Raw genomic sequence first — 24,313 nt, 5'->3', positions numbered from 1 at the left:
GACTCCACCCTTCACGCTGTTCATTTCATCAACCGCATTGTCGAGACCGCAGAGCGCCTGGAGCAGGCCCCGCAGCGGGGCCGTATTGTGCCGGAGTTCGGACGGCACCATTTGCGCGAATTGCTGTTCAGCAGCTATCGCATTGCCTACACCCTACAGAAAATCACGTCATTATTCTCCACGTCATCCATGGCGCACGAGACCTCGCAGAACTCGCCCGCAGAGAACCCTGGCACATCGAAGAATAACTCCCAGGTAATGGCGATTCGGATCAGTCATTGAAAGCTACGCTCCTCCAAGCGGCATCCGTGCTTGGTTCTCCTGCGCACGTTGAGCGAGCACAACCCTTCGTTTAAAAATCTGATTATCTCTGCGTGCGCGCTCAGTGAGCAAAGAACCAACACGGACGACGCCTCTTTCTTCCCCTCCAACGGGGGATAGGCGTGCGGCCTGCCGCCGCGCTACACTCCCTCCTACCATGGAACAGACTCAGGAACAGCCCAAGCCCTATCAACGTGAGCACTACCGGATCCCGCTGGCCGTAACCTATCCCGTGATGTTTGCGGGAGCGGCGGCGATCGGCGAAGGCACCGTGACAAATCTGTCGGTGTTAGGCTGCACGATCGAATGTGCCACACCCCCCTCTCAAACGAGCCACCTGTTGCTGCGATTGATTCTGCCTGATCGGCCCGAGTCGCTGCCGATCGAGGGGGCGGAAGTGCGGTGGGTGAAAGAGAACCAGATCGGCGTGCAGTTTACGAAGATCGAACGGGCGGCAGACCTTCGCCTGCACGGGTTCGTGTGGGACCGGATGATCGAACGGCTCACGACGATCAAGCAGGGTGGCGCGGTCTCTTAACTCTTGTCCGCAGTTCCCGAGCCCCTCCCCAACACCGCCAGACACAGCAGCCCGATGCCGATCCAGACGAGTTCGCGGAATCGCCGGAGCAACGCGAAGGTGATCCCGGTGACGTCGCTATAGCCGAACGCTTTCAACAGGAGCAGATTGCCGCCGTCCTGTGCGCCGAGGCTGCCGGGGATGAAGAAGGTCCCGCCCTTGATGAAAACCGAAAGCGCTCCGATGGAAATGGCCGAGACTGCCAGCGCCGGCCCGCCGAGATAATCAATGATGACGTAGACTTCCAGCGCTTCCGCCAGCCAGCCGAGAAAAAAGAGCCCGGTGGAGGTATAAAAGGCCGGCCGCTGGTGCGTATAGAACTCCAAGATCGTCCGGTCGAGTTCGCGCAATTTCTCTTCCCGCGCTTCCAGAAAGCCGATCCGGAATCCCAGCCGCCGGAGTGTCTCCAGCATCCAGGTAAAGAGGCCGCGCCGCTGCACAAACACGAAGGCCGCCGTCCCGAACGCCAGCAGCCCCACGCTCAAAAGCGCCGCCGCCACGGTCTGGCCGGACGAATCGTGCCCGCCCAACACCCACACGCCCAGCGCGATGCCGAGCAAAATGAACAGGACTTCGGCAATCGTCATCGTGGTTTTGGCAATGACGACCGAAGCCAGGCCTTCCACCATCGGCACGCGGTGTTTTTTCAAGAGATAGGCCTTCAGCGGCTCGCCGCCGACATAGGCGGTCGGCGTGGTCATGTTCACCACTTCCCCGGCGGTCCTGATGGCAAACACGCGCCAGAACGGCACCGCCTGCGCCGAAGGCCCCAGCGTGACTTTCCACCCGTAGGCTTCGATCGCGTACATGATGAACGAGGGGATGAGCATGACGAGCAGGGCCAGCGGCCCGAGCTGCGCCGCCGCGTCATAGATGCGGCCAGGCCCGATATGCCAGACGAGGAGCCCGAGTGTGGCCAGCCCGAGGGCAAGGAGGAGGGGCCTAAGCACGGGACGTAGCGGATGGACGAATCACCCACACCATCAGCGCGGCAAACACGATCGACCCGGCCGCGGCCATACACAGAAACCACTCCAGCTTGCCCAGCAGGGCAAAGAGCAGCACGACGACGGAAAAATCGCGGCTCGCCACGTTCTTCAACATGAAATCCGACCAGGCGGCATGGACCGGGGTCTTCCACCCGCTCGCCTGCTTGATCTTCTGCGCCCGATTGACCAGCAGGAACGACAGGGCGTTTCCGACAATAGCCGCCGCGCCCAGGGCCAAGGGAATCCAGGCCTCGTCTTGCGCGGCAACGCGCTGATAGGCGCCGATCGCAATCCCGCCGAATATCGCCATGTGCACGACGTTGTCCATGGCAATGTCGAGCCAGGCTCCGAACGGCGACTCCGTAAACGTGAGCCGCGCCACTTCACCGTCGCAACAATCGATCACCGCCGCCAGTTGAAACAGCGCCGCCGCCAGAATGCCCGCGCTGTAGGTACCGATGCCGAACCCCGCCGCCGCCAGCAGCCCGATCACCGTTGCGATCATCGTGATGACGTTCGGGGAGAGGCCCAGCACGAGAAACACACGGGTAAACCAGCGCGACAGCTTGCGGTTGAAATACCGATCGACGAACCCTTCGAATTCGCCTTTCAGCGAGGAGAAGAGCCGGCGTTCCGCCATCGGCACATCGGCCTGGATCCGCACGTCCTGATACCACTCCGCCGGATGCCGGTCCGTTCTCACCACCCGCACCCGCCCATCGAGCGCCGCCCGCTCGATCCATTGCCGGATCGGAATCGTCTCTTCCGTGGAATGAGCGGCACGCCTGGACCGCATGAGGCTGGCCGGCACCACCAAGAGATCCGCCGCAACGAATTCCGCCGACGCGCCTCGCACCGAACCGAGTGCCAGCAGCCGCTCCGCCTGCACCATCACCGGCACCTGCTGTTTACCAAGACCCTGCCGGCCTGCGGGCTGCGCCACCACGATGGCCTGCCCGTCCTGCACCTCACGCCGAAGGTGTTCGATCAAGGGACGAGAAAAGACGCCGCACACGCTCGCGATCAGGCAAAAGCCATGGACTTCCGCCGCCATCGCGTCCCAGGTACGGGGATCGTCGAGCGGGAACTCCCGAATCGGCATCCATCGGACCGGAATGGTGACACGCGGGCCACGGCCCAGCGCCTGTTTGAGCTGCTCTTCTTCCGGACCGGCCAGCACGATCAAGTGCCGGATGCCGGCCCGTTGCAATGTCAGAACGGCCCGCTGGAACAAGCTGATGCCCACGACGTGGGTCAACGGCCCAGCCGCACCGGGCCGGCGCTGGATCGGCTCCCCAAAGACTCCCACGGAGGGCAGCAGAATGGCCGTCGCAAGGCCCTGAATGTCCGCCTGTTGTTGGGTAAGACTTTCGCTCATAATTGGATTCGTGACTCGTCTCTCGTGGTTCGTCACACGTGACGCGTAACCCGTCACGAACGTCAGTTACAGTCGCGGCAGGATCTCGCGTTCGGCCTTGGTGATATCTTCAGGAAAATCGATTTCGGTCCAGGGCAGCCCGCCGATCTTTTCATGGCCGACCTTCACATCGCGGAAATATTCGAGCAACGCGTCTTCATACTCCATCTGCCAGGCCTCGCGATCGACATAGGTCCGCAGCGACGCCACGACATGGGGGGAATCCGCCTGCCGCACCCGCAAAAACCCCACCCCTTCGCCCGCATATTCATACCGTGCCGGCATCTTCTTCGTGAGGGCGATCACCCGGCCGCCTTCCACCACCACCATGCACTCTTCGCCGGTTTGCTTGACGGTTTCATCCATGAGCAGGGCGTTCTCGAATGGGGACTGCACCAACCGGCGCAAGATCTCCCGGTGAAACAGCACGTCGGCGTCCATGACGATCGCGTCGTCCGTGAACGCCGTCCGCGCAATCCACAAGGACGAGATGCTGCCGCGATGGAACTGGTCGTTGACCAGGAAATTCACCCGCACTCCGCAGGCATCGGCTTCCACGGCGGCACGAATCATCTCTTGTTTGTACCCGACGACAATGTCGGCCTGCCGGATGCCGACGCTCGCCAGCGAGGTGAGATACCGGTGCAGCAGGGTCTCTCCCCCGATCTTGATGAGACACTTGGGATGATGCTGGGTCACCGGCCAGAGCCGTTTGCCGACTCCGGCGGCGAGAATGATCGCTTTCATGCCGGTTTAGATGCCTGTTCGAATGCGTCAAGAAATCCGGTCAGCTGCGCCTCGGTGAGCGCGCCCATGTTCGCCACCCGGAAGACCGTGCTCTCCAGCTGACCCTGGCCGGCATAGATCACATAGCCCTGCGACTTCAGCCGGTCATGGAGCTGCGCGTACGTGACCCCCTCGGGCAGATAATAGGCCGTAATGGTATTGGACTGGCGGTCCGGCGTGAGCACTGGCTTGATCCCGAGCTTCGCCATGCGCGCACGAATCAACGCCGAGGCTTTTTTATAGCGCTGAATGCGGTTGGCCACGCCCTCTTCCAGCAATTCGCTCAGCGCCTCGTCGAACCCGTAATAGACCTGCACGGCAGGCGTGAAAGGAATCGTGCCGCGGCCCTGATCGTCCACATAATGCGTCAGGTGCAGATACCAGGAGCGCTTGGGATAGTTCCGCATCCGCTCCAGGAAGCCCTTGCGCACCAGCACGAAGGAGACACCCGGGAAACCCTGGATGCACTTCCCCGCCGTCCCCGCCACCATATAGATGTGCGACCCGGCGATATCCAGCGACTCCCCGCCCAATCCGCTGACCGCATCCAGAATGAAGGCGCGATTCTGGCTATCCACCACCTCCGCGACTTCTTTCACCGGATTGATGAGGCCGGTCGTCGTCTCATGATGCACCATGGCCACGGCATGGACTTCGGGATGCTGCCGCAACGCGAGCCGGAGGCGCTCAGGGTCCGGCTTGGCCGTCCAGTCGTACTTGAGTTCAGACACGCCCAGCCGATGGAGGCCGACCATCTGCGAAATGCGCTCGCCATACACGCCGTTATTCAGCACCAGCATGCGCTTCCCGTGCGGGATGGCCGACATGAGCGCCGATTCGACAGCCGCCGTGCCGGAGCCGGTGATGAGCACCGCCGCGTAGTCGGCTTCCGCACCGGGGACGAACGCTTTCAACAGCTTGTCCTGGATCCGATGGAGCAGCGCGGTGAACTCCGACTCGCGGTGGCAGATATCCGGCCGCAACAAGGCCTGCCGCACCCGCTCGCTCACATTGACTGGACCGGGATTCAATAAGATCATTCGATTTTCCGGCAAGAGGCTAGGGGCGAGGGGCCAGCGGTAAAATCTTACCCCTGGCCCCGTGCCTCGTGCCTCTGGCCTGCCTTTCTATTCGATGGCGGCCATAAACCGTTTGGTAATGTCGGGCGGTTCATGGAGCACCCGCCCGGCGTCTTCCGCAAACTCGTTGACCTTGATCAGCAACATGCTTGGCCCGTCTTTCTTCAGCATATCTTTGAACTCGTAGACGAGATCGTCGCGGTCGAGCACGCGCTCCACGTTCACGTAACCGGCCGCTTTGGCGACCTTTTCCAGCGGCACTACGTTGGAAATGGTCGGCTGATTCCCGGTCGTGCCATACACTTCGTTGTCGAACACGACGTGAATGAAATTCTTCGGCTTCAAGGCCCCCACCGTCGCCAGCGTGCCCATGCCCATCAGCACGTTGCCGTCGCCGTCGAATGTGATGACCTGCTTGCTGGGCTTGGCCAAGGCCACGCCGAGCGCGATGGCCGCGGCATTCCCCATCGACCCGATCATGTAAAAATGGGTGGGCCGGTCGGCGATTTTGTGCGCTTCGCGCGACGGGAAGCCGTTGCAGATGATCACCGGCTGGTCGGTGAGCAATTCGAGCAGCGCGGCAATCGCCTGCGCCCGGCTGATTAACGTTCCTTCTTCGGGTCTCATGGATGCAACCCCTTTACGACACCTTTGGTAATCACGAGTGCGACCGGCATGCGCTGCTTCATGAAGGTCTCGGCCACCCATTTGAAATCCTCGACGGCCGTCTTCTCGGTCAAGACCCGGTGCGGGATTTTCATGGTGTCAAGAAATTGCGGCATGACTTCACCCATCACCAGATGCTCCGGCGCGTCCTTCCCGCCCTGGCCCCGCCAGGAGACGATCAGGATGCAGGGCTGACGATAAATCTGATTGAGCGAGATCAGGGTATTGAGCGACGTGCCCAGCCCGGAATTCTGCATCAACACGGCGGGAATTTTCCCCGCCATGTACGCCCCGGCGGCCATGCCCACCGCTTCATCTTCCCGCACGGCCGGCGTATAGAGCCGGCGATCCATCAATTCCGCAATAATGCCGCCCAGAATCGAATCGGGCACCCCGGTGAAAAAGTCTACCCCCATGTCCTGCAGTGCTTGAACGAATGCGTCGCTCTCGATCATGTCCGTCTCAATCCTTTGCCCGCATGGCACCCATCGTGATATCGACTGTGAAAGCGAAGGCATTATAGGACAGGCGTTCCGCATTCTCAACAAACGGCGAGCGGTTGCACGGAGCCGGGCCGCATGGTAGCGTGCGCCTCGGCCACTGATTTCGACAGGATCTTTCGCCATGCGCTGTCTTCTGAACTGCCGGCTCATCCTTGCGCTCCTGCTGTCATCCCTACTGCTTCAGCCCTCAGCCGCCGATGCCGTGCCGATGATTAACGATCCCAAAGGATTTCAGAACATTCCCTGGGGAACGGCCCTCATGGCCCGCACCGACCTGGAACCGGCGCGAACCGGCCCGCATATCAGCGAGTATCGCGCCAAGACCGGCACCCCTTCGTTTGCCAATGCCGAGATGACCAGCATCCTGTACGTCTCGGTCGATGATCAATTTGCCCGGGTCACCATCCGATACAGCGGCGACCAGACCCATAAACGCGTCATGGAGTACATGGAAGCGCAATTCGGCCCGCTGGAGCGCATCCCCGGCCAGATGACCCGCGGTCTCAACCAGCAATATACCTGGCGCGGCACAGACACCGAGATCAATCTGACCTATCAGGCCAGCACGGAGCGGGGGTTCATCTTCATCGATAGCCGGACCCTGGCTCCGCGGTTCAACGACCACATCACCGATTCAGCGGAGTAGCCCATGGCCCTCGCTCTCATCCGACAGCCTCTCACGCAGTGTCTCGGCTTGATCGCGGGCCTGCTGCTTCCCGCCGCCCTGGCGCTCGCCGTCCCGATCGTGAACGACCCGAACGGATTCGAAGGAATGCTGTGGGGCACGGAACTGGGCGAGAGCGACCAGCTGAAGCAAGTGGAAGTGGCCGGCGCGTTACGCTCCTTCGAACAGAAAACCGGCACTCCGGCGCTCGGCGCCATCCCGGTCGACGTGTTGCGGTACACTACGTTTGAAGGAAAATTCGGCCGCGTCCTGATCCGCTACCACGGCAAGGAGACGCACGAGCAGATGCTCACCTATCTGCAATCCAAGTACGGACCGCTCGATCGGACACCGGGACAGATTTCCGTCGGCCCGATCCGCGTCTATGCCTGGCATGGGTTCGATACGGAAATCACGCTGCGGTTTGAATCGCGCGCCGAGGAGGGCATCATTTTCTTTGAAAGCCGCACGCTCCGCGAAAAACTCGCCGAGGGCAACTCCGGCACGGTGTTCTAAATTCCCCCGTACAACAATCCCCCTCTGCATGCTGTGACCGTTCATTGTTGAACAGTGCCCCCCCCCCTTTAGCAGGGTGCCCTCACCCTCGCCTAGGGGGCTGTCAAAGGAGCCCTTGTGCGGTAGGGTTGAGCTGTCAGTCCACCGGGCGGCTCCAACAGAGGGCAAGGGAGGGACAACAAGATGAGACGTGCCAAGCAAGAATCCCTGACCATCGATACCCCATCGGCAATGCTGGCGGAAGGAATGGCCGTATCCTATTCCGGGATAGACGGCAGCCAATGTGTCCTCGGCGACGGGAGAGTGACCAGCCTATTCGCCCACACCCTGAGCATCCAGGGCGATTGCCCTGTCAAGCCGGGCATGGCCCTCGCCCTCATGGTTGCCATCCCGGACTCAGACGATCACCTCTGTCTCGTGGGCGCCCAGGTGGCCTCGTCCACATGGGACACTTTTGAGGTGGATCTCCAGCAGGTGCCAGAAGCCTCTCGAGTGCGGCTCAAAGAGTTGCTGGAACGCGTTCAGGCAGAACCCAGCTTTTCCTACCAAGGGGTGTGTTGAATAATCCTGCTTCTCCCTGGATGGCGGACAGGCTCATCCTGAAAGAGGCTGTCTGCGTTCCCCGGGTTCCGATCCGTCCGATTGGCAGAAGGAGACAGTGACCATGGCGACACCATCGACCGAAAAACAGCCCCGCACAATGCTCGACAGGCGGCAGACGTATCGAATTGCCATGACGCAACCGGTTGGCATCGCTATTGAGCAAGGGCTCAACCTGAACGACATCGCCGCACTCAAGGATGTGTCCGAATCCGGATGCCTCCTCCAAGGGTACCGCCCGGTCGGTCCTGGAGAAAGGCTCAAGCTGGTCCTCGATCTTCCGCAGCCGGTCTGCATCACCGAGGCCCGTATCGTCTGGACAAACGGCGCCCAGTGCGGGCTTGAATTTGTTCGTGTCAGCCCCGTTGAACGCGCCCGGCTTTGGCGTTTTCTTTGGAAGCACCTCGGCCAGGCCTCAGCCTCTGATATCGCCCCCCTCGTCGCCATCGCGGAAGAGCCGCACTACTCTCAAACAGGCCTCAAGCCAGCTCCATAACAGTCCGGCACGTCACCCACCAACCACATTCGTCTCGCCCACCCGATTCCACCCGTTGCTTGTCTTCGTGAGTGGCCTCATGTTACGTTTTTGTAAGTAACCACTTACTCACCAGAGCAGTATGCCGACGATCTCACGAGCCAGACGGTCGAGCCCTGAGCGGCAAGCCAGCCTTATTCAGGCCGCGACGGGTTTGTTCGCCAAAAAAGGCTTCAACGGCACCACCACCAAAGAGATCGCCAAGGCCGCCGGGATCAGCGAAGCATTGGTCTTCAAACATTTCCCGACCAAGCGCGCCCTCTATGCCGCCATCCTCGCAGAGAAAGTTACCGTCAACGAACTCCTCGGGGCCATCGAAGAATCGGCCAAGAAGCGGGACGACCGGCGCGTCTTCACCCTGATCGCCAGCTACCGGATCCGCCCCGGCGTCGATCCGACGTTGCTGCGGCTCTTATTGTTCAGCGCCTTGGAAGGCCACGAATTGTCCGATATGTTCTTCGGAAAGCATCACAAGGTTTTCTACGATCACCTGGCCGCCTATATCCGGCAACGGATCGACGACGGCGCGTTTCGCCAGGTGGATCCCCTCTTGGCGGCCCGGGCCTTTATCGGCATGGTCGTCCACCATCGCCTGCTGCACGAAATCTTCGGTGTGCCGATGGACCGATCGTACGACGACACCGTCTCAACCTATGTGGAAATCTTCCTGCACGGCCTCGTCACCACCCCCTCGACCGGCCGTGCCAAGACGAGGCGCTTGATATGAAATCGTTGAAGCAACACCCCTTCGTCATCCTGGGGGTGATCATTTTCTTCGCCGTCACCGCCCTGGTGGTGTTCCGCTTGAGCAGCGGCGCCAAAACCGACAGCAAGAAAACTCGCATCATTACCGTCGGGACCGTCGCTCCGCTGAAGCAAGATCTCCCGATTCGCCTGACCTACACAGCAGATATCATCCCCAACCAGGTCGTCAACCTCTTCTCCCGCGTCGATGGCTACATCGCCAAAATCCACGTGGACAAGGGGGACTTCGTCAAAGCGAACCAACTGCTGGTCGAGATCGACCATACCGACTACCAGCATGCCGTCAATCAGGCCAAGGCCAATCTGGCGGCGGCCAAGGCCAAGGTCACCCAGCAGCAGGCCGCGGTCCGCAACACGAAACTGATGCTCAACCGGATGCAATCGCTCATCACGGATCAATTCGTCTCACAACAAGACCTGGACAACGCCCAGGTGAATTTCGACGGGGCCACCGCGGCGCTGGAATCGCTCCAGGCACAGGTCAAACAGATGGAGGTCGCCCTCGCCCAGGCGGACACGAACCTGGCCTATTCCTACATTCGCGCACCCTTCGCCGGCTATGTCGCCGAACGCAACCTGGATCAGGGCGCCTCTGTCACCAGCGCGACCGCCAGCACCTCCACCAATTCGCGCGGCATTCTCAGCCTGCACGACATCGAGACCGTGCGGATTTTGATTGAAGTGGTCGAGAAAGACATTCCGCTCGTGCACATCGGCCAAAAGGCGGAGGTGCGCGCCGAAGCCTATCCGGAGCGCGTCTTCGAAGGCACCGTCACGCGCATCGTCCAGGCCCTCAACCGCGCCACCCGCACGATGACCGTGGAAATCGACCTGCCCAACAAAGAACGGGATCTGAAAGGCGGCATGTTCGCGCGGGTCGAAGCCCGCGTCGGCACACATCCCCAGGCCATTCAAATTCCGATCGATGCGGTCAGCCGGCTGGAAGACGTGCAATATGTCTATGTCGTGCGGGATGGGAAAGCCCAGCGCGTCAATGTCGAAATCGGAGCCCGCGAGGAGAATCGCGTGGAGATCACCAAGGGACTCACAGGCGAGGAGCAGGTCATCGTCTCCGGCAAGGACCTCGTGCACGACGGCACCCCGGTGCAAACGCAACCGATGAATGCCGTGAAACGTGAAACGTAAAAGGTGAAAAGTGAAGAAGCCTCCCCCTCTGACCGGTTACGCCCCACGTTTCACGTCTAACGTTTCACGCTTGACGTCTCTATCATGTGGCTGACACTCATCGCACTACGAAACCGCATCGGCATCCTGATGCTGTCGCTCGCGATGGTGGTGCTGGGCGTCACGTCGCTGGATCGGCTCCCGGTCGATCTCTTCCCGAACATCCAGGTCCCCGTCGCCTTCGTCGGCGTCATCTATAAAGGGGCTCCCCCGCTCGACATCGAACAGAGCGTCGTCTACCCCATCGAAAAGGCCGTGAGTTCCGCCTCCAACGTCGAACACGTCGAGTCCTTTTCGAAACAAGGCATCGGCGCGGTCCAAATCTGGTTCAACTGGGGCGCCGACATCAACGTGGGCCAGATGGAGGTGATGCAACGGGTCACGCAAATCCTGAACAGCTTGCCGCCCGGCATTCTGCAGCCCTTCATCGTCAAGTTCGACATCTCGAATATTCCGGTCTCGTTTGTGACCGTCTCCAGCGACGATCTGGACGAGCGCGCCCTCTACGACCTGGCCTACAACACGATCGCCCCGCAAATCGAGCAGATCGCCAATGTGGCCGCCGCCACGGTCGAAGGCGGCAAGATCCGCCAGATCAACATCAACCTGGACCCGGCGTTGCTCAATGCGCGGGGGCTCTCGATCCTCGACGTCGTCAAATCGGTGAAGGCCGCGAACCTGATTTTGCCGTCCGGCGACCTCAAGGCCGGCAATCTCGACTACAACGTCTTCACGAACAACCAATTCAAGACCGTCGATCCAATCCAGGACGTCATCGTGAAGGTAAACCAGCAGGGCAGCCCCGTCCGCGTCCGGGACGTGGGGACCGTGACCGACTCGTCCGACATCCAGACCAACATCGTCCGCACGGACGGCACGAGAGCCGTCTACCTGCGCGTGAACAAACAACCGATCGCCAACACGGTCGAAGTCGTGGACGCGCTGCGCGCCGCGCTGCCCAAGATGATCGGCGTTCCGCCCGGCGTGAAACTCGGCATCTCCTTCGACCAGTCCGTCTACATCCGCCAATCGATCCAGAACCTGATCGAGCAGGCCCTGCACGGCTCGCTGCTGGCCGCCGCCGTCATTCTGATTTTCCTCCGCAATCTGACGAGCACCCTGATCATTTCCGTGTCGATTCCCCTGTCGATTCTCGTCACCTTCATCGTGCTCTATTTCACCGGTCAAACGCTGAACGTCTTTACCTTGGGAGGGCTGGCCCTGGGCATCGGCCGCCTGGTGGACGACTCGATTGTCGAGCTGGAAAATATTCAGCGCCACCTGAACGACACGCCGCGCCGGTGGGACGCGATCCTGGAAGCCGCCCGCGAAGTGGCCATGCCGATCTTCGCCTCGACGGTCACCACCGTGGTCGTCTTTCTGCCCATGTTCTTCGTCGTCGGCATCGCGCGCCTGCTCTTGATCCCCCTGACCGTCACCATTGCCATTGCCCTCTTCACCTCCTTCTTCATCTCGCGCACCGTCACCCCGGCGCTCTGCTACAAGTTCCTGAAGCCGGAGCAGGAGGCCCATCGCGCCATGCCCGGCTGGTTCGTGCGCATGATGGACTGGAGCCGCGACCGCTACGAATCGCTGGACCGGCGCTACGAAGAATCGTTGCGCTGGGTCCTGAACCATCGGCGGGCCTTCATCTCCGCCGTGGTGCTGGTCTTTCTCGGCTCCCTGCTGCTGCTGCCCATGATCGGCACCGAGTTCCTGCCGGTCTCGGATGAGAGCCAGTTCCGGATTGTCTTGCGCGCGCCCGTCGGCCAGCGGGTGGAGAAAACGGAGCAGCAAGTTGCGGAGGTGGAACGCGTCCTGCGCGAGAATATTCCGGCGAACGAATTGGAAACGATGGTGTCCAGCACCGGCGTGCTCGCCCAGGGCCGCTCCTCCCTCTTCAACCCCAACACCGGCCCGCACACCTCCGTCATCTCCGTCTATCTGGTCCCGCCCGACAAACGGAAACGGACCCAGGTGCAGGTCATGAACGACGTGCGCCCCAAAGTCATCAAGCTGTTCCCCGGGGTCGCCATGTTTTTCGATCCAGGTGGATTGGTCAAACGAGTGACGAGTTTCGGTTCGCAAAAATCCATCGACGTCGAAATTTACGGCTACGACTTTGAGAAGGCCCGGAGCGCGATCCGCCAGGTGGAAGACGCGATGCACAAAATACCGGGGCTCGCCGACATCGAGGTCAGCCGCGAAGAGAACTATCCGGAAATCAATGTCGTGGTGGACCGCGAAAAGGCCGCGCTGCTGGGAATCAGCGAAACCGAGGTGGCCAACGCCGTGCTCTTTTCACTGAACGGCAACGGCCAGACCGACCCCATCATCTACACCGACCCGCAAAACGGCAACGAGTACTACATCAGCGCCTGGCTGGCGGAGGAATACCGGAAGGACCTCACCGATCTGGAAAATATTCTCCTCACCACCAAGGCGGGGGAGCCGGTCCTGCTGAAAAATGTCGCGTCGCTCAAGCTGAACGCCGGCCCCGTGAAAATCGACCGGAAATACTTCCAACGCGTCGTCCACATCACGGCGAATCCGGTCAATCGCGACCTGGGCGCCATCGCCGCCGACCTGGACGCCGCCTTTGCCAATCTCCAGCTGCCAACGGGGTTCAGCCTCAAGATCGCGGGACAGATCCAGCAGCAGCGCGAGACCTTCCAGGGGCTGCAATTCGCCACGGTCCTGGCCCTGGCGCTCGTCTACATGGTGATGGCGGCGCAGTTCAAATCGCTCGTTGATCCCTTCATCATCATGTTCTCGGTGCCGATGGGCTTCCCGGGCGTGATCCTGATCCTGTTCCTGACCAATACCACGCTCTCGACCACGTCCATGATGGGCATCATCATGATGCTCGGCATCGTCGTCTCGAACGGCGTGCTGCTCGTGGACTACACCAACGTCCTGCGCCGCAAGGGCCGCCCGTTGCATGACGCGGTGGTAACCGCCTCACGCACCCGGTTGCGCCCCATTCTCATGACCTCGCTCGCGACCGTCTTCGGCCTGCTGCCCATGGCCATCGGCTGGGGCACGGGCGGAGAAACGAACGCCCCGCTGGCGCGATCGGTCGTGGGAGGACTCAGCGTCTCGACCTTGCTGACCCTCTTCCTCGTCCCGACGATGTATATGATTTTGGAAGAACGGTTCCCGAGAAAGTTCGAAGAGGAACAGCCGGCCCCTGCCACCTCGCCAGCGAACCACATCCCGGCGGTGGAGCAACCAGCCCCACAATAGCGTCACACGGAACGGCTACGTAGCGCTTTCCTGCGCCTTCGGAACCTCCAAGCTCGTGCGTCCCAGCGTGCCGTCGCGATAGTCGGCCAAGAGAATCCTGGCCGCTTTTTCCCGGTCCAGCGCGCCGCCGCTTCCGGCCAGCAGACAGCCACGTTTTTTGGCGATGGCATCGATCACCCCGGCACTTGTGAGCCCCTCGACGGCAAAACCATAGCGGGCCGTGAGCCTGGCGGGGTACCGCGCAAGCAGGATGCCGGCGAGAAACTCAGCCACGGCCTCGTTGTCGACAACCGTGTGCCCGACCGCGTTGATCGTGGCCAGCAGAAGCCCCACCTGGGGATCTTTGATCGTCCCCCACAGCAAGCCGGGCGAGTCGGTGATGGTCATGCGGTCGTTCAGTTTATGCCGCTGCTGCACCTTGGTCACGGCCGGTTCATCCCCCACGCGGGCGATGCGGCGCTTGAGGAGCGCATTCATCAACGTGGATTTGCCCACGTTGGGGACGCCCATGATCAGCATGCGGAGCGGCTTGACGATGCTGTTGCGATGGGGCGCCAAGGGCTGGCACAGACGGGGAATCTTGGCGGCGTCGCCCGCATGCTGGCAGGACAGGGCCACCGCGCTCACGCCCGGTTGCCGGTTATAGAAATCGAGCCAGGCCTGGGTCACCGCGGGGTCGGCCAGATCCGCTTTATTGAGCACCTTCAAACAGGGCCGCTGGCGGGCCTGGCGCAGCTCTTCGATCAACGGATTGCAGCTGGCCTCGGGAATGCGCGCGTCCAGGATTTCGACGAGGACATCGATCATTTCCATGGTCTTGGCCGCTTCTTTGCGGGCCGCATTCATGTGACCGGGAAACCACTGGATCGACATAGGGACAGGGCCTTTCAGATGAAGAAGACAGTGGAACACCGTCGCAGAGGGGAGCAACCGGCGTCAAGCCCGGCAGAGAGGCATGCACTGAACCGGCCCCTGGACGGGTTACGACCCGATGGTGGGAAACAGCGACTTGAGTTGGAGCGCCAACCCCATATCCCCGCTCACCCGAAGGCGGCCGGTCATCACGCTGGCCGGGGCATTGAGCTGGCCATTGAGCAGCTTGAGACAGTCTTCGCCCGTCATAGAAATAGTCACGTGCGGATCAGGATGCGGCCCATTCTGAACCGTACAGGCCCCATCCGCGACGTGAACGGAATACTGCCCGCCCTGAGTCCCGCTCAGATCGAACTGATAGACCACCGTGACATCCTCAGCGGCGTCCCGGTCCAGCGAGGCCGGCAATGACTGAAAAAACTGGGCAACGGACGTGGGTTTCATGGGTCGCTAGAGGGGCTATCGTGGGTCACGGCAATGGGGGCCACGAGCACGCGGCCCCCATTCCTGGGTGACTCAGCGTGCGACTAATACCGTAGCGTGGCGGTGGCCATGCTGCGGCGCGCGCCGAAGAATTCCTTCGAGAACGCTTCGACGACCGCTGGGTCATAACCCTTGCAACTGAAGATGTCGAGATACGCGTTGTTGGTGTCGTTGGCGAAATGTCCACTGATCAGCGAGGTCGAGATCAGCTGCACCATGGAATACCCAGCCACGCGGCCTTCGCCGAAATTGACGACCTGGCATTCGCCAAAGCGTTTCATGCCGATGAGCTCGCAGAGCTCCACAACATAGCGCTTGATATGGTCGGCACTGCGGATCAGTTCGGGATTGCAATCTTGGAGGTCGACTGAGGTGCAGAGTCCCCAGGCTTTGCCGGCTCCCACCATGTCTTGGACGGGAAGCGACGAGGCCGCTGGGGCGCTTGTTGGTAAGATAGACGACTCGGAACCAGCCGAGATACTCATAGGGTTAAACCCCTTTCTGGTTAAAAGTGAGGACCCGCGCGCACGACATCTAGGTCCAACTATACCATGAACTTTTTCCGGTCAGATGCGCCTCACGAACTTTTTTTTCGGATCGAAGGCTCCGCGCGACGGACGAGATCGAGTTGACAAGGTTCGCGCCCCTCGGTGACAATGCGCCCCACTATGAGCACCCCAACCGCAGCTCCAACCGAACTCCCCGACCGCCTCTGCACCTGGTGCAAGGTGCCCATGAAGAAACGCCTGGTCGGCGGTGCCCAGTTCGTCCATTACACCTGCCCGAAGTGCGTCTTCCAGCACACGACCCGCTTGGGCCCCGTGCTTCCGCCGGTCAAACACTAGCTCCCCTGTCGATCTGTTTGCCTGGGACCTAACATACGGCGGCTCGACGACAACCCCAGCTACAGCTTTCCTTCCACCAACGACCTGATTCCTTCCATCCGCTTCCGGTTCACCCCCAGATCGCCATACCCAGTCCGGGACGCGGAACGAAAGTGGATGGTCTTGGTGTCATCGTCGAAGAGAAACTCCACATCATCGATAAAGCGGATCAGCAGGCTGGTGAACTCGTAATGCAGGTAGGACTCGTCTTCCTCGACGAGCCTGGTACGAGGCAGTGTGTGAAGGGCTTCTTTCAGCGCCTCCTTCGCCTCCGCTCGTGACTTGCGATAGCGAAACGGAGCGATGGCATGGCCTTCGTCCGTGGCTTGTGTAGACACGCAGTTGGGGCTGGAAGGACGGGGCGCTAAAACGAGAGGATTCATGTCGCCTTTGGCAATGATTCACTCATAGACACACCCAATGTCACGTAACCAGTGCTCAAAAATCAACACCGAGCCTGCCAGGGTCAATAGGCCGCCGTCCTCAGTGACGTCGGACGCTCACCCCGCTCCTCCACTCGCACCGACACCCGCCCGACGACGCGGCCGTCTTCCGTTTCCACATCGACCCGCCAGTCGCCGGGATCGAGCCGCTGCTTGAAGGTGTAGGCCCGATAGCCGCCTTCGCGGCCGCCCACGATCTTGATCGGGATCTTGTCGGCATGGGCGAAGGGCTTGCTGCGGTTCGGACGGAAGTACCAATGGTGATAGACAGTCGTATCCAGCGCCACCGGCGCGAACACGGCGGTGAAACAATAGATCGGCTCGTTTGCAGGGTAGGGATTCTCCGACCGCTTCCAGACCTCGTACCAATCCCGGTCATAGGTCAGAAGGAAGCGATCCCCCTGCCGCTGCACCTCCCGATACATGCCGCCGAATTTCATCGACAGCGGCACCGGCGGAATCCAGTTGAGAAAGTAGAAGCCGACCAGCAGGCCGATGAGGGCGATACCGGGCACACTGGTCCCCATCGCCTCCCGCGCGCTCCGTTCCCGATTGTCTTTGTAGATGAGATGCACGACTCGCAGCGTGACGATGACGCTCAACCCGGCTCCAAGAAGGAACACCCAGGTTCCGATGGAACCGACCATCACCGGCAGGAAGAACGTGAAGAAACTGAAGCAGACCAGTGCATAGAGGCTGACCAGCAGACGCAGATTCGACAGCCGATCGCGCAGGAACTCGTTTCCCACCAGCAACAGCACGAGGAGGCCCAGAAAGATGCCGGTGCTCGTCAGCGAGGCGCTCCGCGAATAGAAAATCGCATAGGCGCTGAAGAGCCCGCCCAGGAGGAACTGCATCGCCATGGGATAGTAGGGCCTCGTCCGCAACAGCAGGCGCGCGAGCCCGGACGGATGCTCCAGCTCATGAGTTTCCGCCGGCGCAATCCCCAGCCGGCCGGTGAGCACAATCAACAAACCCAGCAGCACAATGTAGAGAAGCAAGAGGAGATTGTCCTGGAGCCGGTCAATACGGGTCAGCGTGAGGGTATCGTAGGTCACACCGGACAGAAAGAACACCGCCGGCATGAAGGGTTTCGTGAAAATGGCCTGAACCTTCGTGAGCGGACTCATGCCACCACTGTGCGAAATCCGAATGGTTTGTTCAATGAAATTCTAGATTCGGAAGCGCACGCCGGTGTCAGACAAACGCTGGCAAGGGTGCATACGTGACGGAGTACCCGATCAGGCGCTCCAGCCATGCCCCCATCGCTTCTTCAGCCAGCGGAGCCCGGTTCAGGCGCACTTCGATTTGAAACTGTCCGTTTTGGCCGACGATGCCGATGATCGCCGACGCGTCCTCGCCTTCGGGAATGACCGCCTGGGTCTGAAACTCGCAGAGTGTGGCATAGAGGCGGCCGTCGGGCTGAATCGCGTCCAACACCTCGGGCAATTCGTCCAGCGGGCAATGGACCGAGCAGCGGTAGGCGAAGCGGGCGCCGGCTTCGATGGCTTGAAACTCCGTCAGGGCCTCTTCGGAAAAGCCGGTCAGGTAGGCCCGCACTCCGGCCAGCTCCGGCACAACCGTCGATGCCAGCTTGCTGGCCGGGACCAGGAACTCAAACGCGTCCGTCGTATTGTATTCAAACTGGGACGGGCCAAAGGCGTCGGGCCAGGAACAAAAGAACGGGGTCGCGGGATCGGCCGGACGCAACACGACTTGGTTCTTTTCAATGAGCGTTTCAATCGGCAATTCCAGCGTCGCAATGGCATCGAGGAAGGCGGCACGGCGCTCATCCAGCCATTGCGGCCGCATGGCATCCCCGCGGGTTTCACCCGGCGTAATCACCTCGCAGGTCTGCAACCGGACGCGGAGAAAGGAATGGGCATGCCGAAACCCGAGCCAGAACATTCCGCGCGGCTCGTGCAGCCGCAGCGGCTCCCGAATGCGCCACGGGTGGCTCACCGAGCAGTAGGTGCCGACATCCTGATAGCGCTGGTAGACGGTATGGTAGGCGCCGGCCAGGAGAAAGAAATCACCCTTCCAGCCCTCTCGCACATGCACGAGCGTCACATCTTCTGTGGCCCAGGGATCCAGCTGGTCGAATTCGTCCGGCGCGGCGACGGTCCATTCTTCGACGTAGCAGATGACGTCCTGCGCTGGAACCGCCGGCTTCAAGCCCAGCGAAGCCAATCGCTCCCCGACGGCCAACACCTGGCCAAACGTCAGCGGAGTTGTCGTTTCCCAGCGCCGCTCACGCATTGCAACGCCCCTGCTTACTCACCTGTTGCCACAACGATTGGTCGCGGTCAGTGCGTGGCCCGGAGAGCCCGCTGCTCGATCGTGGTATCGCTGACGAACCGGTTGATCCCGTCCTGCAACGTGGCGGCCAGCAATTCTTGCACATCGGCCTCGTCAAACCAGAACACCGTCCGGCTCTGCGCCCCTTCGACGGTGCGCGTCGTCGTGCTCTTATCGCCAAGGTTGCGCGCCTGCACGGTAATTTTACTGGAGGCCGTCACGACGGTCGAGAAGACCCGGCTCTTGGCATTGGCTGAAAAATCATTCACCTGCCCGCTGATGAGAATATCGGCATCGGCCACAGACCCCGCCGGCGCGACGCGTACGTTCCAGGATCGGTCACGCCAGCCACGGTTTTTGAGCCGCTCCGCCAAGGCCTGCGCGATCACGTCGCCCGGCCGTTCCCCAGTGACATTGAAATACGTTACCCCACCCCAGAGATGGCTCCGCATCCCGACCCGGCTCTTGTCCGCTCGCCGATCTTCAAATGGCTCGATGACGATCGTCACCTGGTCTCCCTGCGCGGCGGATGCCGGCACCGGCGTCCGCACATCGAGCAGCCGCGTGTCGCCCTTGCCCGCACACCCAGCCCCCATCAACATCAGACCGACCAGCCCCAACCTCATCACCTGCCGCATCATGACAAGTTTCACAGGCTCCTCCTCACGCTCATAGACCATTGACCGCTTGCCGGACACCTCCGGCCTCTCTCATCGCTTCATCACCCTGCCTCGCAGCGTCTGAATCATAGATGTCATTGAATGGGAACCAGTCTACCCAAGTCGGCACGGAGAGACAATTGCCGGCACCCCGCCATTAGGCGGAGACGATAGGGAGGATCGCCCGAAACGTGTCCCGGCTGAGGACGGGCAACTGGCCGGCTTGCAGCCGCGGATCGCTCATGGGCACGAATCGTACGATCTTGACAACCCGGCGCTCGGCAAGGACCGCCGCAATCTGCGCCTTCCGATCGTGCGTGATCGGCAGGGTATAGCCTTCGCCGCGCTTCCATTCCCACAACGTGGGGGCCAGCGACAGCTCCAACTCCTGCCCGGCCACTTGATGGAACCGATCGACGAGGTGCCGCTTGTACTGCTTGAGGCCCGGCCCCTCCAGCATCAGGGCGCAGGCCAGATGATGGCCCCACCAAAAGAGCGTCCGGAAGGTGAACGTCGCCCCTCCGCCGAAATGCTTCGGACAATCGAGGTATTGATAGGGGAACGATTCCAGATGCTCGCCCTTCACGAACTGATGGGCGCGCGGATCGAAACCCAGCGGCGTGAGCACGTTCGCCTGGCGCAGCTCCTCCATCAGCGCCACGTGCGTGGCGTCCAGCCACCCGCGCACCTTCGCCGAGATCTGCGCCTTCTTGCGAAAAAACTGCGCATCGGCCACCAGGGCCATTTCTTCTTCGGTCAACGCATTCGTCGTGTGCAGCATAGGGATGATGCCGAGGGCGCAGGGAACGGAGGTTATTTCTGACGGGTTTCGAACACCGCCACGGCCAGCGCATAGTGACAGCGGCAGTCCGCGCAGCGCAGCACGGCGTAATCCTCGAACACATCCATCTCGCGCAGCGACAACGCGGGCGCATGGGCTTCGATGCAGGCCGCGAGCTGCGACGGCCCTGTCACGTCACCGGGGCCGGACAGCTCCGGATCCTCCGGCTGGCTCGGGGCCGCTGATGGCTTCGCGACGATCGCGGCACATTGCAAATGATGCGCGGACCGGCAGGAACTGCAGAGCAGGACAACGGTGTTCCCCTCAGTCACCCGCTTGACAGTCACACAGAGAGGATGCACCGACCAGCATTGCTGGAGAAACGCGCCGCTGCGAATGACCTGCGCCATATGCCTCCCATAACCGGCTACAAGAGCCAGAGCGCCATCATCAACACCCACCCGACCACATACGGCGCCACACAGGCAGACAGAAGCACCATGCGGGCTCGTTCAGGCGCGAGGCCGCGCGCGAGCTGTTCCTTATACACAAATTCGTAGGACAGGATGAGCACCGTCAGCGTGAGCGCCAACACACGGCTCGTCCGCGGCCATGTATAGAGGCCGCTGATGACAAAATTCGCCGTGAAGAATCCGCTGAACACCAGCACCAGGGGCGCCAGGACCCAGCGAATCGAATCGGACAGCAGCTGGTGCCACCGGGAACGGGAAGGAGCGGGATGCGAGTGGGATGCGGGCGTCACGACCCGACGGCAGCCGGCGTCTCGTCCTTCGAGGGCGAAGGAGAGGGGGTGCCCTCTTGGGCGGCGCGGCAGGTCTTGCACACGCGAGGACGCGCTTTCAAAAAGGAGACCTTGCCGCTGGCAAGACAACTATAATGGACAAACTCATCGCACACGGCGCACCGGGACCAGCCGCCGCTCAAGAAGGTCTTATTGCGATAGAGGCCTTCGTTGCAGACCTTGCAGCTCCGGGGCTCGATCCCCAGCAGCATCGGCTCCCAATCTCCACCGGCTCTTCGAATGCTCATAGTGGAGGGAGTATAGCGAAGGCGCGAGGCGAGAGGCAAGGGGCGTGGTTTGACAGCCCCCAGCCTGTTTGGTACTCTCCGCGCCGGGCTACAATCGTTTATCACAAACCCATCTCATCCCCATGAACATCAAGGACTATCTCGAACAAAAGCGGATTGCGGTTGATCGTTTTTTGGATGACGTGAGCCCATCGGCCACGACGCCGCCCACGACGCTCCATGAGAGCATGCGCTATAGCCTCATGGCGGGCGGCAAACGGGTGCGGCCAATTCTGACGATTGCCGCGGCGGAAGCGCTCGGCACGAGCCCGCCAGGCTTGATGGCCGTGGCCTGCTCGCTGGAATTCATCCATACCTACTCGCTCATTCACGACGATTTGCCGTCGATGGACAACGACGACTTCCGCCGCGGGAAGCCGACAAACCATAAAGTGTATGGCGAAGCGATGGCCATTCTCGCCGGTGACGCGCTGCTCACCATGGCGTTCGATGTAGTGAGCCGCCCCGATCTGATGAAGGGCTGCGATCCGGCCCGGCAAGTGCGGTTGATTCAGGAACTCGCCTACGGCTCGGGCAACCTGGGGATGGTGGGCGGACAGGTGTTCGACATTCAGGCCGAGAACAAGGATATCGACCTCCCCACACTTCAGAACATTCACAAACACAAGACCGGTATGCTGATGCGCGCCGCCGTCCGCATGGGCACCATCGCCGCGGGCGCGACCGACCGGCAATTGGACGACATGACCGGCTATGCGGAAGATATCGGCCTGGCCTTTCAAATCGCCGACGATGTGCTGAATGTGACCGGCACGCGCGAGGAACTCGGCAAGAATCCGAACACCGACGCCGAACGCGGGAAAAAGACCTATCCCACCTTCTACGGCGTGGACGGCGCGAAGAAACTGGCCGATGACTGCGTGGAGCGCGCCATCAACCGGCTGTCATCCTTCGGTCCGTCCGCCGATCCACTGCGCGAAATCGCGCGGTATATTACGTCCCGCCGCTCCTAGCGGCGCGTGGCAAGAGGCACGAGGCTATGGGCCAGAGAATTATTGCCTTCGCTTATCACCTCTCGCCTTTTGCCCCTAGCCTCTCGCCTGCGCACAATCGATGAAAGCTCTCGTCACAGGGGCGACCGGATTTGTGGGATCCGCGGTGGTCCGCGCGCTGCTCAAGGCGGGAACCGAGGTTCGCGTCCTCGCGCGCCGCGACAGCGACTTCAGCAATCTCCAACAATTCAAGCTCGAAGGCGCCTACGGCGACTTGCGCGACACAGACTCGCTGCGCAAGGCCCTGACCGGCTGCCAGCAGCTCTATCACGTCGCCGCCCACTATGCCCTGTGGGCGCGCAACCCGTCGATTTTCTACGACGTCAACGTGACAGGCACCCAAAACATCATGGAGGCCGCACGGGACGTGGGCACCGAGCGGATCGTCTACTGCAGCACGATCGGCGCGATCGGACTGCCGCCCGGCGGCGGACTGGGCACGGAAGAGACGCCGGTGTCGCTGGAGCAGATGGCCGGTCACTACAAACGGTCGAAGTATCTGGCCGAGCAGGAAGTGCTGAAACTGGCACACGCAGGGTTGCCGGTCGTCATCGTCAATCCGAGCGCCCCTGTCGGGGAAGGCGATGTGAAACCGACGCCGACCGGCCAAATGATCGTCGATTTCATGAAAGGCCGGATGCCGGCCTATATCGAAACCGGGATGAATATCGTCGATGTGGACGATGTGGCCACAGGCCATCTCCTCGCCATGGAGAAGGGCCGGATCGGTGAACGGTACATCCTCGGCGCAAACAATCTGATGCTGCGCGAGATCTTCGAGATTCTGAGCCGATTGACCGGCGTGAACGCGCCGTCGCTCAAACTCCCGCGCGAACTCGTGCTGCCCCTCGCCTATCTGAACCTGGCCTTCTCCTCTATCACCGGCATTCCTCCGCGCATTCCGCTGGAAGGCGTGAAGATGGCCAAATACAAGATGCACTACGATTGCAGCAAAGCGATCCGCGAACTCGGCATTCCCCAGACCCCGCCGGAGGTGGCCCTGGAGAAAGCCGTGCGCTGGTTCCGGGAGCATGGCTACGCATAAGATCACTGCCAGCCATCAGCTCTCAGCATTCAGCACTTGGCTGACGGCTGATCGCTGAAAGCTGAAGACTTCCGCTATGGACTTTTTCACCCTCTTTCTGAAAACCATTCTCTTCCGCCCCTATGTCTTCGCCTTCCTGGCGGCGTTCCTCTTCGCCGCGATCCAGCTCATCGGCTGGCCCCGCACCTGGCGCTTCTGGTTAATCAGCTGGGCCACCGCGTTCATCTGCGAATATTCCTCCACGCGCAACGGCGTTCCGTTCGGCTGGTACCACTACAACGGATCGACCGTCGGCCAAGAACTATATTTCTCCAATATTCCCTTCATGGATTCGATTTCGTTCAGTTTCCTGCTCTATGCCGCCTACTGCCTGGCGCTCTGTTTCCTGCTCCCGCGAGCTGACAGCACAGGCACGCCTCCCTGGCTGCTGCCGCTGCGACTCGATCGAGCGGTGCGGACCGGCTGGCCGGCCCTCCTGCTCACCGCGCTCTTCTTTGCCTTCATCGATATGGTGATCGATCCGGTGGCGCTGCGCGGCGACCGCTGGTTCCTGGGCAAGATCTATTACTATCCCGATCCCGGCACACACTTCGGCGTGCCCCTGGCTAATTACGCCGGCTGGGCCGTGGTGGGCCTGATTTCGCTCGCGATTTATTTCCCGCTCGAGCGCCGGCTTCCGGCGCTCGGCACCATCGAACACCGGTCCGCCACCCCGCGGCTTCTCCTTGGCGCCGGCCTTTATTATGGTGTGCTTGCGTTCAACCTTGCGATGACGTTTTGGATCGGCGAAGATCTCCTCGGCATGACCGGCACACTGATGTATGTGCCGGTCACCGTCCTGCTGCTGATCCGGCTCCTGTATCACCCCCCGCCAGCTCCCACCCGCCCGCCCGGTC

General features: G+C 61.2%; 29 protein-coding genes. 12 read left to right on the top strand and 17 right to left on the bottom strand.

Features of this window, described 5'->3' with window-relative positions:
- The first annotated feature begins 478 nt into the window (after positions 1-478).
- Complete coding sequence (locus RI101_14795; GenBank protein MEC4891317.1) at positions 479-859, top strand: PilZ domain-containing protein; 381 nt, start codon at positions 479-481, stop codon at positions 857-859.
- On the opposite strand, the gene RI101_14790 is transcribed toward RI101_14795, so the two are convergent.
- From RI101_14790 to RI101_14765, 6 genes are all read right to left on the bottom strand, one after another.
- Complete coding sequence (locus RI101_14790; GenBank protein ID MEC4891316.1) at positions 856-1,848, bottom strand: lysylphosphatidylglycerol synthase transmembrane domain-containing protein; 993 nt, start codon at positions 1,846-1,848, stop codon at positions 856-858. The two genes, RI101_14795 and RI101_14790, sit on opposite strands and share 4 nt — an antisense overlap.
- A complete protein-coding gene (locus RI101_14785; GenBank protein MEC4891315.1) occupies positions 1,841-3,265 on the bottom strand; it encodes a CDP-alcohol phosphatidyltransferase family protein in 1,425 nt (474 codons plus the stop codon). Before RI101_14785 ends, RI101_14790 begins: the two co-directional genes overlap by 8 nt.
- A 66-nt stretch (positions 3,266-3,331) precedes the next feature.
- Positions 3,332-4,051, bottom strand: coding sequence for a phosphocholine cytidylyltransferase family protein (locus tag RI101_14780; protein MEC4891314.1), 720 nt, complete (start codon positions 4,049-4,051; stop codon positions 3,332-3,334).
- Positions 4,048-5,130, bottom strand: a complete 1,083-nt coding sequence (locus tag RI101_14775; GenBank protein MEC4891313.1) for an alanine--glyoxylate aminotransferase family protein — start codon at positions 5,128-5,130, stop codon at positions 4,048-4,050. Before RI101_14775 ends, RI101_14780 begins: the two co-directional genes overlap by 4 nt.
- A gap of 87 nt (positions 5,131-5,217) precedes the next feature.
- Complete coding sequence (locus RI101_14770; GenBank protein ID MEC4891312.1) at positions 5,218-5,796, bottom strand: thiamine pyrophosphate-dependent enzyme; 579 nt, start codon at positions 5,794-5,796, stop codon at positions 5,218-5,220.
- On the bottom strand, positions 5,793-6,290 hold the full coding sequence (locus tag RI101_14765; protein ID MEC4891311.1) for a thiamine pyrophosphate-binding protein: 498 nt from the start codon (positions 6,288-6,290) through the stop codon (positions 5,793-5,795). The genes RI101_14770 and RI101_14765 overlap by 4 nt, the downstream gene beginning before the upstream one ends.
- 169 nt (positions 6,291-6,459) lie before the next feature.
- On the opposite strand from RI101_14765, the gene RI101_14760 reads away from it, so the two are divergent.
- From RI101_14760 to RI101_14730, 7 genes are all read left to right on the top strand, one after another.
- Positions 6,460-6,984 (top strand): hypothetical protein, encoded by a 525-nt coding sequence (locus RI101_14760; GenBank protein ID MEC4891310.1) that lies wholly within the window; start codon positions 6,460-6,462, stop codon positions 6,982-6,984.
- Between the two features lie 3 nt (positions 6,985-6,987).
- Positions 6,988-7,518, top strand: coding sequence for a hypothetical protein (locus tag RI101_14755; GenBank protein ID MEC4891309.1), 531 nt, complete (start codon positions 6,988-6,990; stop codon positions 7,516-7,518).
- Between the two features lie 183 nt (positions 7,519-7,701).
- Positions 7,702-8,079, top strand: a complete 378-nt coding sequence (locus tag RI101_14750) for a hypothetical protein (protein MEC4891308.1) — start codon at positions 7,702-7,704, stop codon at positions 8,077-8,079.
- A 103-nt stretch (positions 8,080-8,182) separates the two neighbouring features.
- Entirely contained in the window at positions 8,183-8,614 is a 432-nt protein-coding gene (locus tag RI101_14745) for a PilZ domain-containing protein (protein MEC4891307.1), read from the top strand.
- A 121-nt stretch (positions 8,615-8,735) separates the two neighbouring features.
- Entirely contained in the window at positions 8,736-9,380 is a 645-nt protein-coding gene (locus RI101_14740) for a TetR/AcrR family transcriptional regulator (protein MEC4891306.1), read from the top strand.
- Positions 9,377-10,564 (top strand): efflux RND transporter periplasmic adaptor subunit, encoded by a 1,188-nt coding sequence (locus RI101_14735; GenBank protein ID MEC4891305.1) that lies wholly within the window; start codon positions 9,377-9,379, stop codon positions 10,562-10,564. The genes RI101_14740 and RI101_14735 overlap by 4 nt, the downstream gene beginning before the upstream one ends.
- 84 nt (positions 10,565-10,648) lie before the next feature.
- Complete coding sequence (locus RI101_14730) at positions 10,649-13,849, top strand: efflux RND transporter permease subunit (GenBank protein ID MEC4891304.1); 3,201 nt, start codon at positions 10,649-10,651, stop codon at positions 13,847-13,849.
- A gap of 15 nt (positions 13,850-13,864) precedes the next feature.
- Here the strand turns inward: RI101_14730 and ylqF are convergent, their stop codons facing one another.
- The 3 genes from ylqF to RI101_14715 form a co-directional block, all read right to left on the bottom strand.
- The gene (ylqF, locus tag RI101_14725) at positions 13,865-14,722 is read right to left on the bottom strand and encodes a ribosome biogenesis GTPase YlqF (GenBank protein MEC4891303.1); all 858 of its coding nucleotides are present in this window, start codon (positions 14,720-14,722) and stop codon (positions 13,865-13,867) included.
- A 108-nt stretch (positions 14,723-14,830) separates the two neighbouring features.
- The gene (locus RI101_14720) at positions 14,831-15,166 is read right to left on the bottom strand and encodes an SCP2 sterol-binding domain-containing protein (GenBank protein ID MEC4891302.1); all 336 of its coding nucleotides are present in this window, start codon (positions 15,164-15,166) and stop codon (positions 14,831-14,833) included.
- 83 nt (positions 15,167-15,249) lie between these two features.
- Entirely contained in the window at positions 15,250-15,690 is a 441-nt protein-coding gene (locus RI101_14715; GenBank protein MEC4891301.1) for an S-adenosylmethionine decarboxylase, read from the bottom strand.
- 183 nt (positions 15,691-15,873) lie between these two features.
- Here RI101_14715 and RI101_14710 point away from each other — a divergent pair, with 183 nt between their 5' ends.
- Complete coding sequence (locus tag RI101_14710) at positions 15,874-16,050, top strand: hypothetical protein (protein MEC4891300.1); 177 nt, start codon at positions 15,874-15,876, stop codon at positions 16,048-16,050.
- A gap of 59 nt (positions 16,051-16,109) precedes the next feature.
- Here the strand turns inward: RI101_14710 and RI101_14705 are convergent, their stop codons facing one another.
- From RI101_14705 to RI101_14670, 8 genes are all read right to left on the bottom strand, one after another.
- On the bottom strand, positions 16,110-16,472 hold the full coding sequence (locus RI101_14705) for a DUF1499 domain-containing protein (GenBank protein MEC4891299.1): 363 nt from the start codon (positions 16,470-16,472) through the stop codon (positions 16,110-16,112).
- A gap of 83 nt (positions 16,473-16,555) precedes the next feature.
- Positions 16,556-17,662, bottom strand: coding sequence for a DUF2914 domain-containing protein (locus RI101_14700; GenBank protein MEC4891298.1), 1,107 nt, complete (start codon positions 17,660-17,662; stop codon positions 16,556-16,558).
- A gap of 67 nt (positions 17,663-17,729) precedes the next feature.
- Positions 17,730-18,791, bottom strand: coding sequence for a hypothetical protein (locus tag RI101_14695; protein ID MEC4891297.1), 1,062 nt, complete (start codon positions 18,789-18,791; stop codon positions 17,730-17,732).
- Between the two features lie 47 nt (positions 18,792-18,838).
- Positions 18,839-19,483: a hypothetical protein gene (locus tag RI101_14690; GenBank protein ID MEC4891296.1), complete on the bottom strand. Its 645-nt coding sequence runs from the start codon at positions 19,481-19,483 to the stop codon at positions 18,839-18,841.
- A gap of 163 nt (positions 19,484-19,646) precedes the next feature.
- The gene (locus RI101_14685) at positions 19,647-20,270 is read right to left on the bottom strand and encodes a hypothetical protein (GenBank protein ID MEC4891295.1); all 624 of its coding nucleotides are present in this window, start codon (positions 20,268-20,270) and stop codon (positions 19,647-19,649) included.
- A gap of 32 nt (positions 20,271-20,302) precedes the next feature.
- Positions 20,303-20,680: a hypothetical protein gene (locus RI101_14680; GenBank protein ID MEC4891294.1), complete on the bottom strand. Its 378-nt coding sequence runs from the start codon at positions 20,678-20,680 to the stop codon at positions 20,303-20,305.
- A 17-nt stretch (positions 20,681-20,697) separates the two neighbouring features.
- The gene (locus RI101_14675; GenBank protein ID MEC4891293.1) at positions 20,698-21,033 is read right to left on the bottom strand and encodes a hypothetical protein; all 336 of its coding nucleotides are present in this window, start codon (positions 21,031-21,033) and stop codon (positions 20,698-20,700) included.
- Positions 21,030-21,320, bottom strand: coding sequence for a hypothetical protein (locus tag RI101_14670; protein ID MEC4891292.1), 291 nt, complete (start codon positions 21,318-21,320; stop codon positions 21,030-21,032). The genes RI101_14675 and RI101_14670 overlap by 4 nt, the downstream gene beginning before the upstream one ends.
- Positions 21,321-21,442: 122 nt before the next feature.
- Here RI101_14670 and RI101_14665 point away from each other — a divergent pair, with 122 nt between their 5' ends.
- The 3 genes from RI101_14665 to RI101_14655 form a co-directional block, all read left to right on the top strand.
- Positions 21,443-22,333, top strand: a complete 891-nt coding sequence (locus RI101_14665) for a polyprenyl synthetase family protein (protein ID MEC4891291.1) — start codon at positions 21,443-21,445, stop codon at positions 22,331-22,333.
- 100 nt (positions 22,334-22,433) lie between these two features.
- Complete coding sequence (locus tag RI101_14660; protein MEC4891290.1) at positions 22,434-23,417, top strand: NAD-dependent epimerase/dehydratase family protein; 984 nt, start codon at positions 22,434-22,436, stop codon at positions 23,415-23,417.
- Positions 23,418-23,493: 76 nt separating this feature from the next.
- On the top strand, positions 23,494-24,313 hold an 820-nt coding region (locus tag RI101_14655; GenBank protein MEC4891289.1), incomplete at its 3' end, for a carotenoid biosynthesis protein.

This window comes from Nitrospira sp., assembly GCA_035968315.1.
Taxonomy (GTDB): domain Bacteria; phylum Nitrospirota; class Nitrospiria; order Nitrospirales; family Nitrospiraceae; genus Nitrospira_D.
The sequence above is the reverse complement of the archived record's forward strand: the minus strand, read 5'-3'. Positions and strand labels throughout refer to the sequence as shown.

Bases quoted from the DNA above. Each gene is read 5' to 3' on its own strand.
- RI101_14795 (MEC4891317.1), top strand. From the start codon at position 479: ATGGAACAGACTCAGGAACAGCCCAAGCCCTATCAACGTGAGCACTAC.
- RI101_14785 (MEC4891315.1), bottom strand. From the start codon at position 3,265: ATGAGCGAAAGTCTTACCCAACAACAGGCGGACATTCAGGGCCTTGCG.
- RI101_14780 (MEC4891314.1), bottom strand. From the start codon at position 4,051: ATGAAAGCGATCATTCTCGCCGCCGGAGTCGGCAAACGGCTCTGGCCG.
- RI101_14775 (MEC4891313.1), bottom strand. From the start codon at position 5,130: ATGATCTTATTGAATCCCGGTCCAGTCAATGTGAGCGAGCGGGTGCGG.
- RI101_14770 (MEC4891312.1), bottom strand. From the start codon at position 5,796: ATGAGACCCGAAGAAGGAACGTTAATCAGCCGGGCGCAGGCGATTGCC.
- RI101_14765 (MEC4891311.1), bottom strand. From the start codon at position 6,290: ATGATCGAGAGCGACGCATTCGTTCAAGCACTGCAGGACATGGGGGTA.
- RI101_14760 (MEC4891310.1), top strand. From the start codon at position 6,460: ATGCGCTGTCTTCTGAACTGCCGGCTCATCCTTGCGCTCCTGCTGTCA.
- RI101_14755 (MEC4891309.1), top strand. From the start codon at position 6,988: ATGGCCCTCGCTCTCATCCGACAGCCTCTCACGCAGTGTCTCGGCTTG.
- RI101_14750 (MEC4891308.1), top strand. From the start codon at position 7,702: ATGAGACGTGCCAAGCAAGAATCCCTGACCATCGATACCCCATCGGCA.
- RI101_14745 (MEC4891307.1), top strand. From the start codon at position 8,183: ATGGCGACACCATCGACCGAAAAACAGCCCCGCACAATGCTCGACAGG.
- RI101_14740 (MEC4891306.1), top strand. From the start codon at position 8,736: ATGCCGACGATCTCACGAGCCAGACGGTCGAGCCCTGAGCGGCAAGCC.
- RI101_14735 (MEC4891305.1), top strand. From the start codon at position 9,377: ATGAAATCGTTGAAGCAACACCCCTTCGTCATCCTGGGGGTGATCATT.
- RI101_14730 (MEC4891304.1), top strand. From the start codon at position 10,649: ATGTGGCTGACACTCATCGCACTACGAAACCGCATCGGCATCCTGATG.
- ylqF (MEC4891303.1), bottom strand. From the start codon at position 14,722: ATGTCGATCCAGTGGTTTCCCGGTCACATGAATGCGGCCCGCAAAGAA.
- RI101_14720 (MEC4891302.1), bottom strand. From the start codon at position 15,166: ATGAAACCCACGTCCGTTGCCCAGTTTTTTCAGTCATTGCCGGCCTCG.
- RI101_14715 (MEC4891301.1), bottom strand. From the start codon at position 15,690: ATGAGTATCTCGGCTGGTTCCGAGTCGTCTATCTTACCAACAAGCGCC.
- RI101_14710 (MEC4891300.1), top strand. From the start codon at position 15,874: ATGAGCACCCCAACCGCAGCTCCAACCGAACTCCCCGACCGCCTCTGC.
- RI101_14705 (MEC4891299.1), bottom strand. From the start codon at position 16,472: ATGAATCCTCTCGTTTTAGCGCCCCGTCCTTCCAGCCCCAACTGCGTG.
- RI101_14700 (MEC4891298.1), bottom strand. From the start codon at position 17,662: ATGAGTCCGCTCACGAAGGTTCAGGCCATTTTCACGAAACCCTTCATG.
- RI101_14695 (MEC4891297.1), bottom strand. From the start codon at position 18,791: ATGCGTGAGCGGCGCTGGGAAACGACAACTCCGCTGACGTTTGGCCAG.
- RI101_14685 (MEC4891295.1), bottom strand. From the start codon at position 20,270: ATGCTGCACACGACGAATGCGTTGACCGAAGAAGAAATGGCCCTGGTG.
- RI101_14680 (MEC4891294.1), bottom strand. From the start codon at position 20,680: ATGGCGCAGGTCATTCGCAGCGGCGCGTTTCTCCAGCAATGCTGGTCG.
- RI101_14670 (MEC4891292.1), bottom strand. From the start codon at position 21,320: ATGAGCATTCGAAGAGCCGGTGGAGATTGGGAGCCGATGCTGCTGGGG.
- RI101_14665 (MEC4891291.1), top strand. From the start codon at position 21,443: ATGAACATCAAGGACTATCTCGAACAAAAGCGGATTGCGGTTGATCGT.
- RI101_14660 (MEC4891290.1), top strand. From the start codon at position 22,434: ATGAAAGCTCTCGTCACAGGGGCGACCGGATTTGTGGGATCCGCGGTG.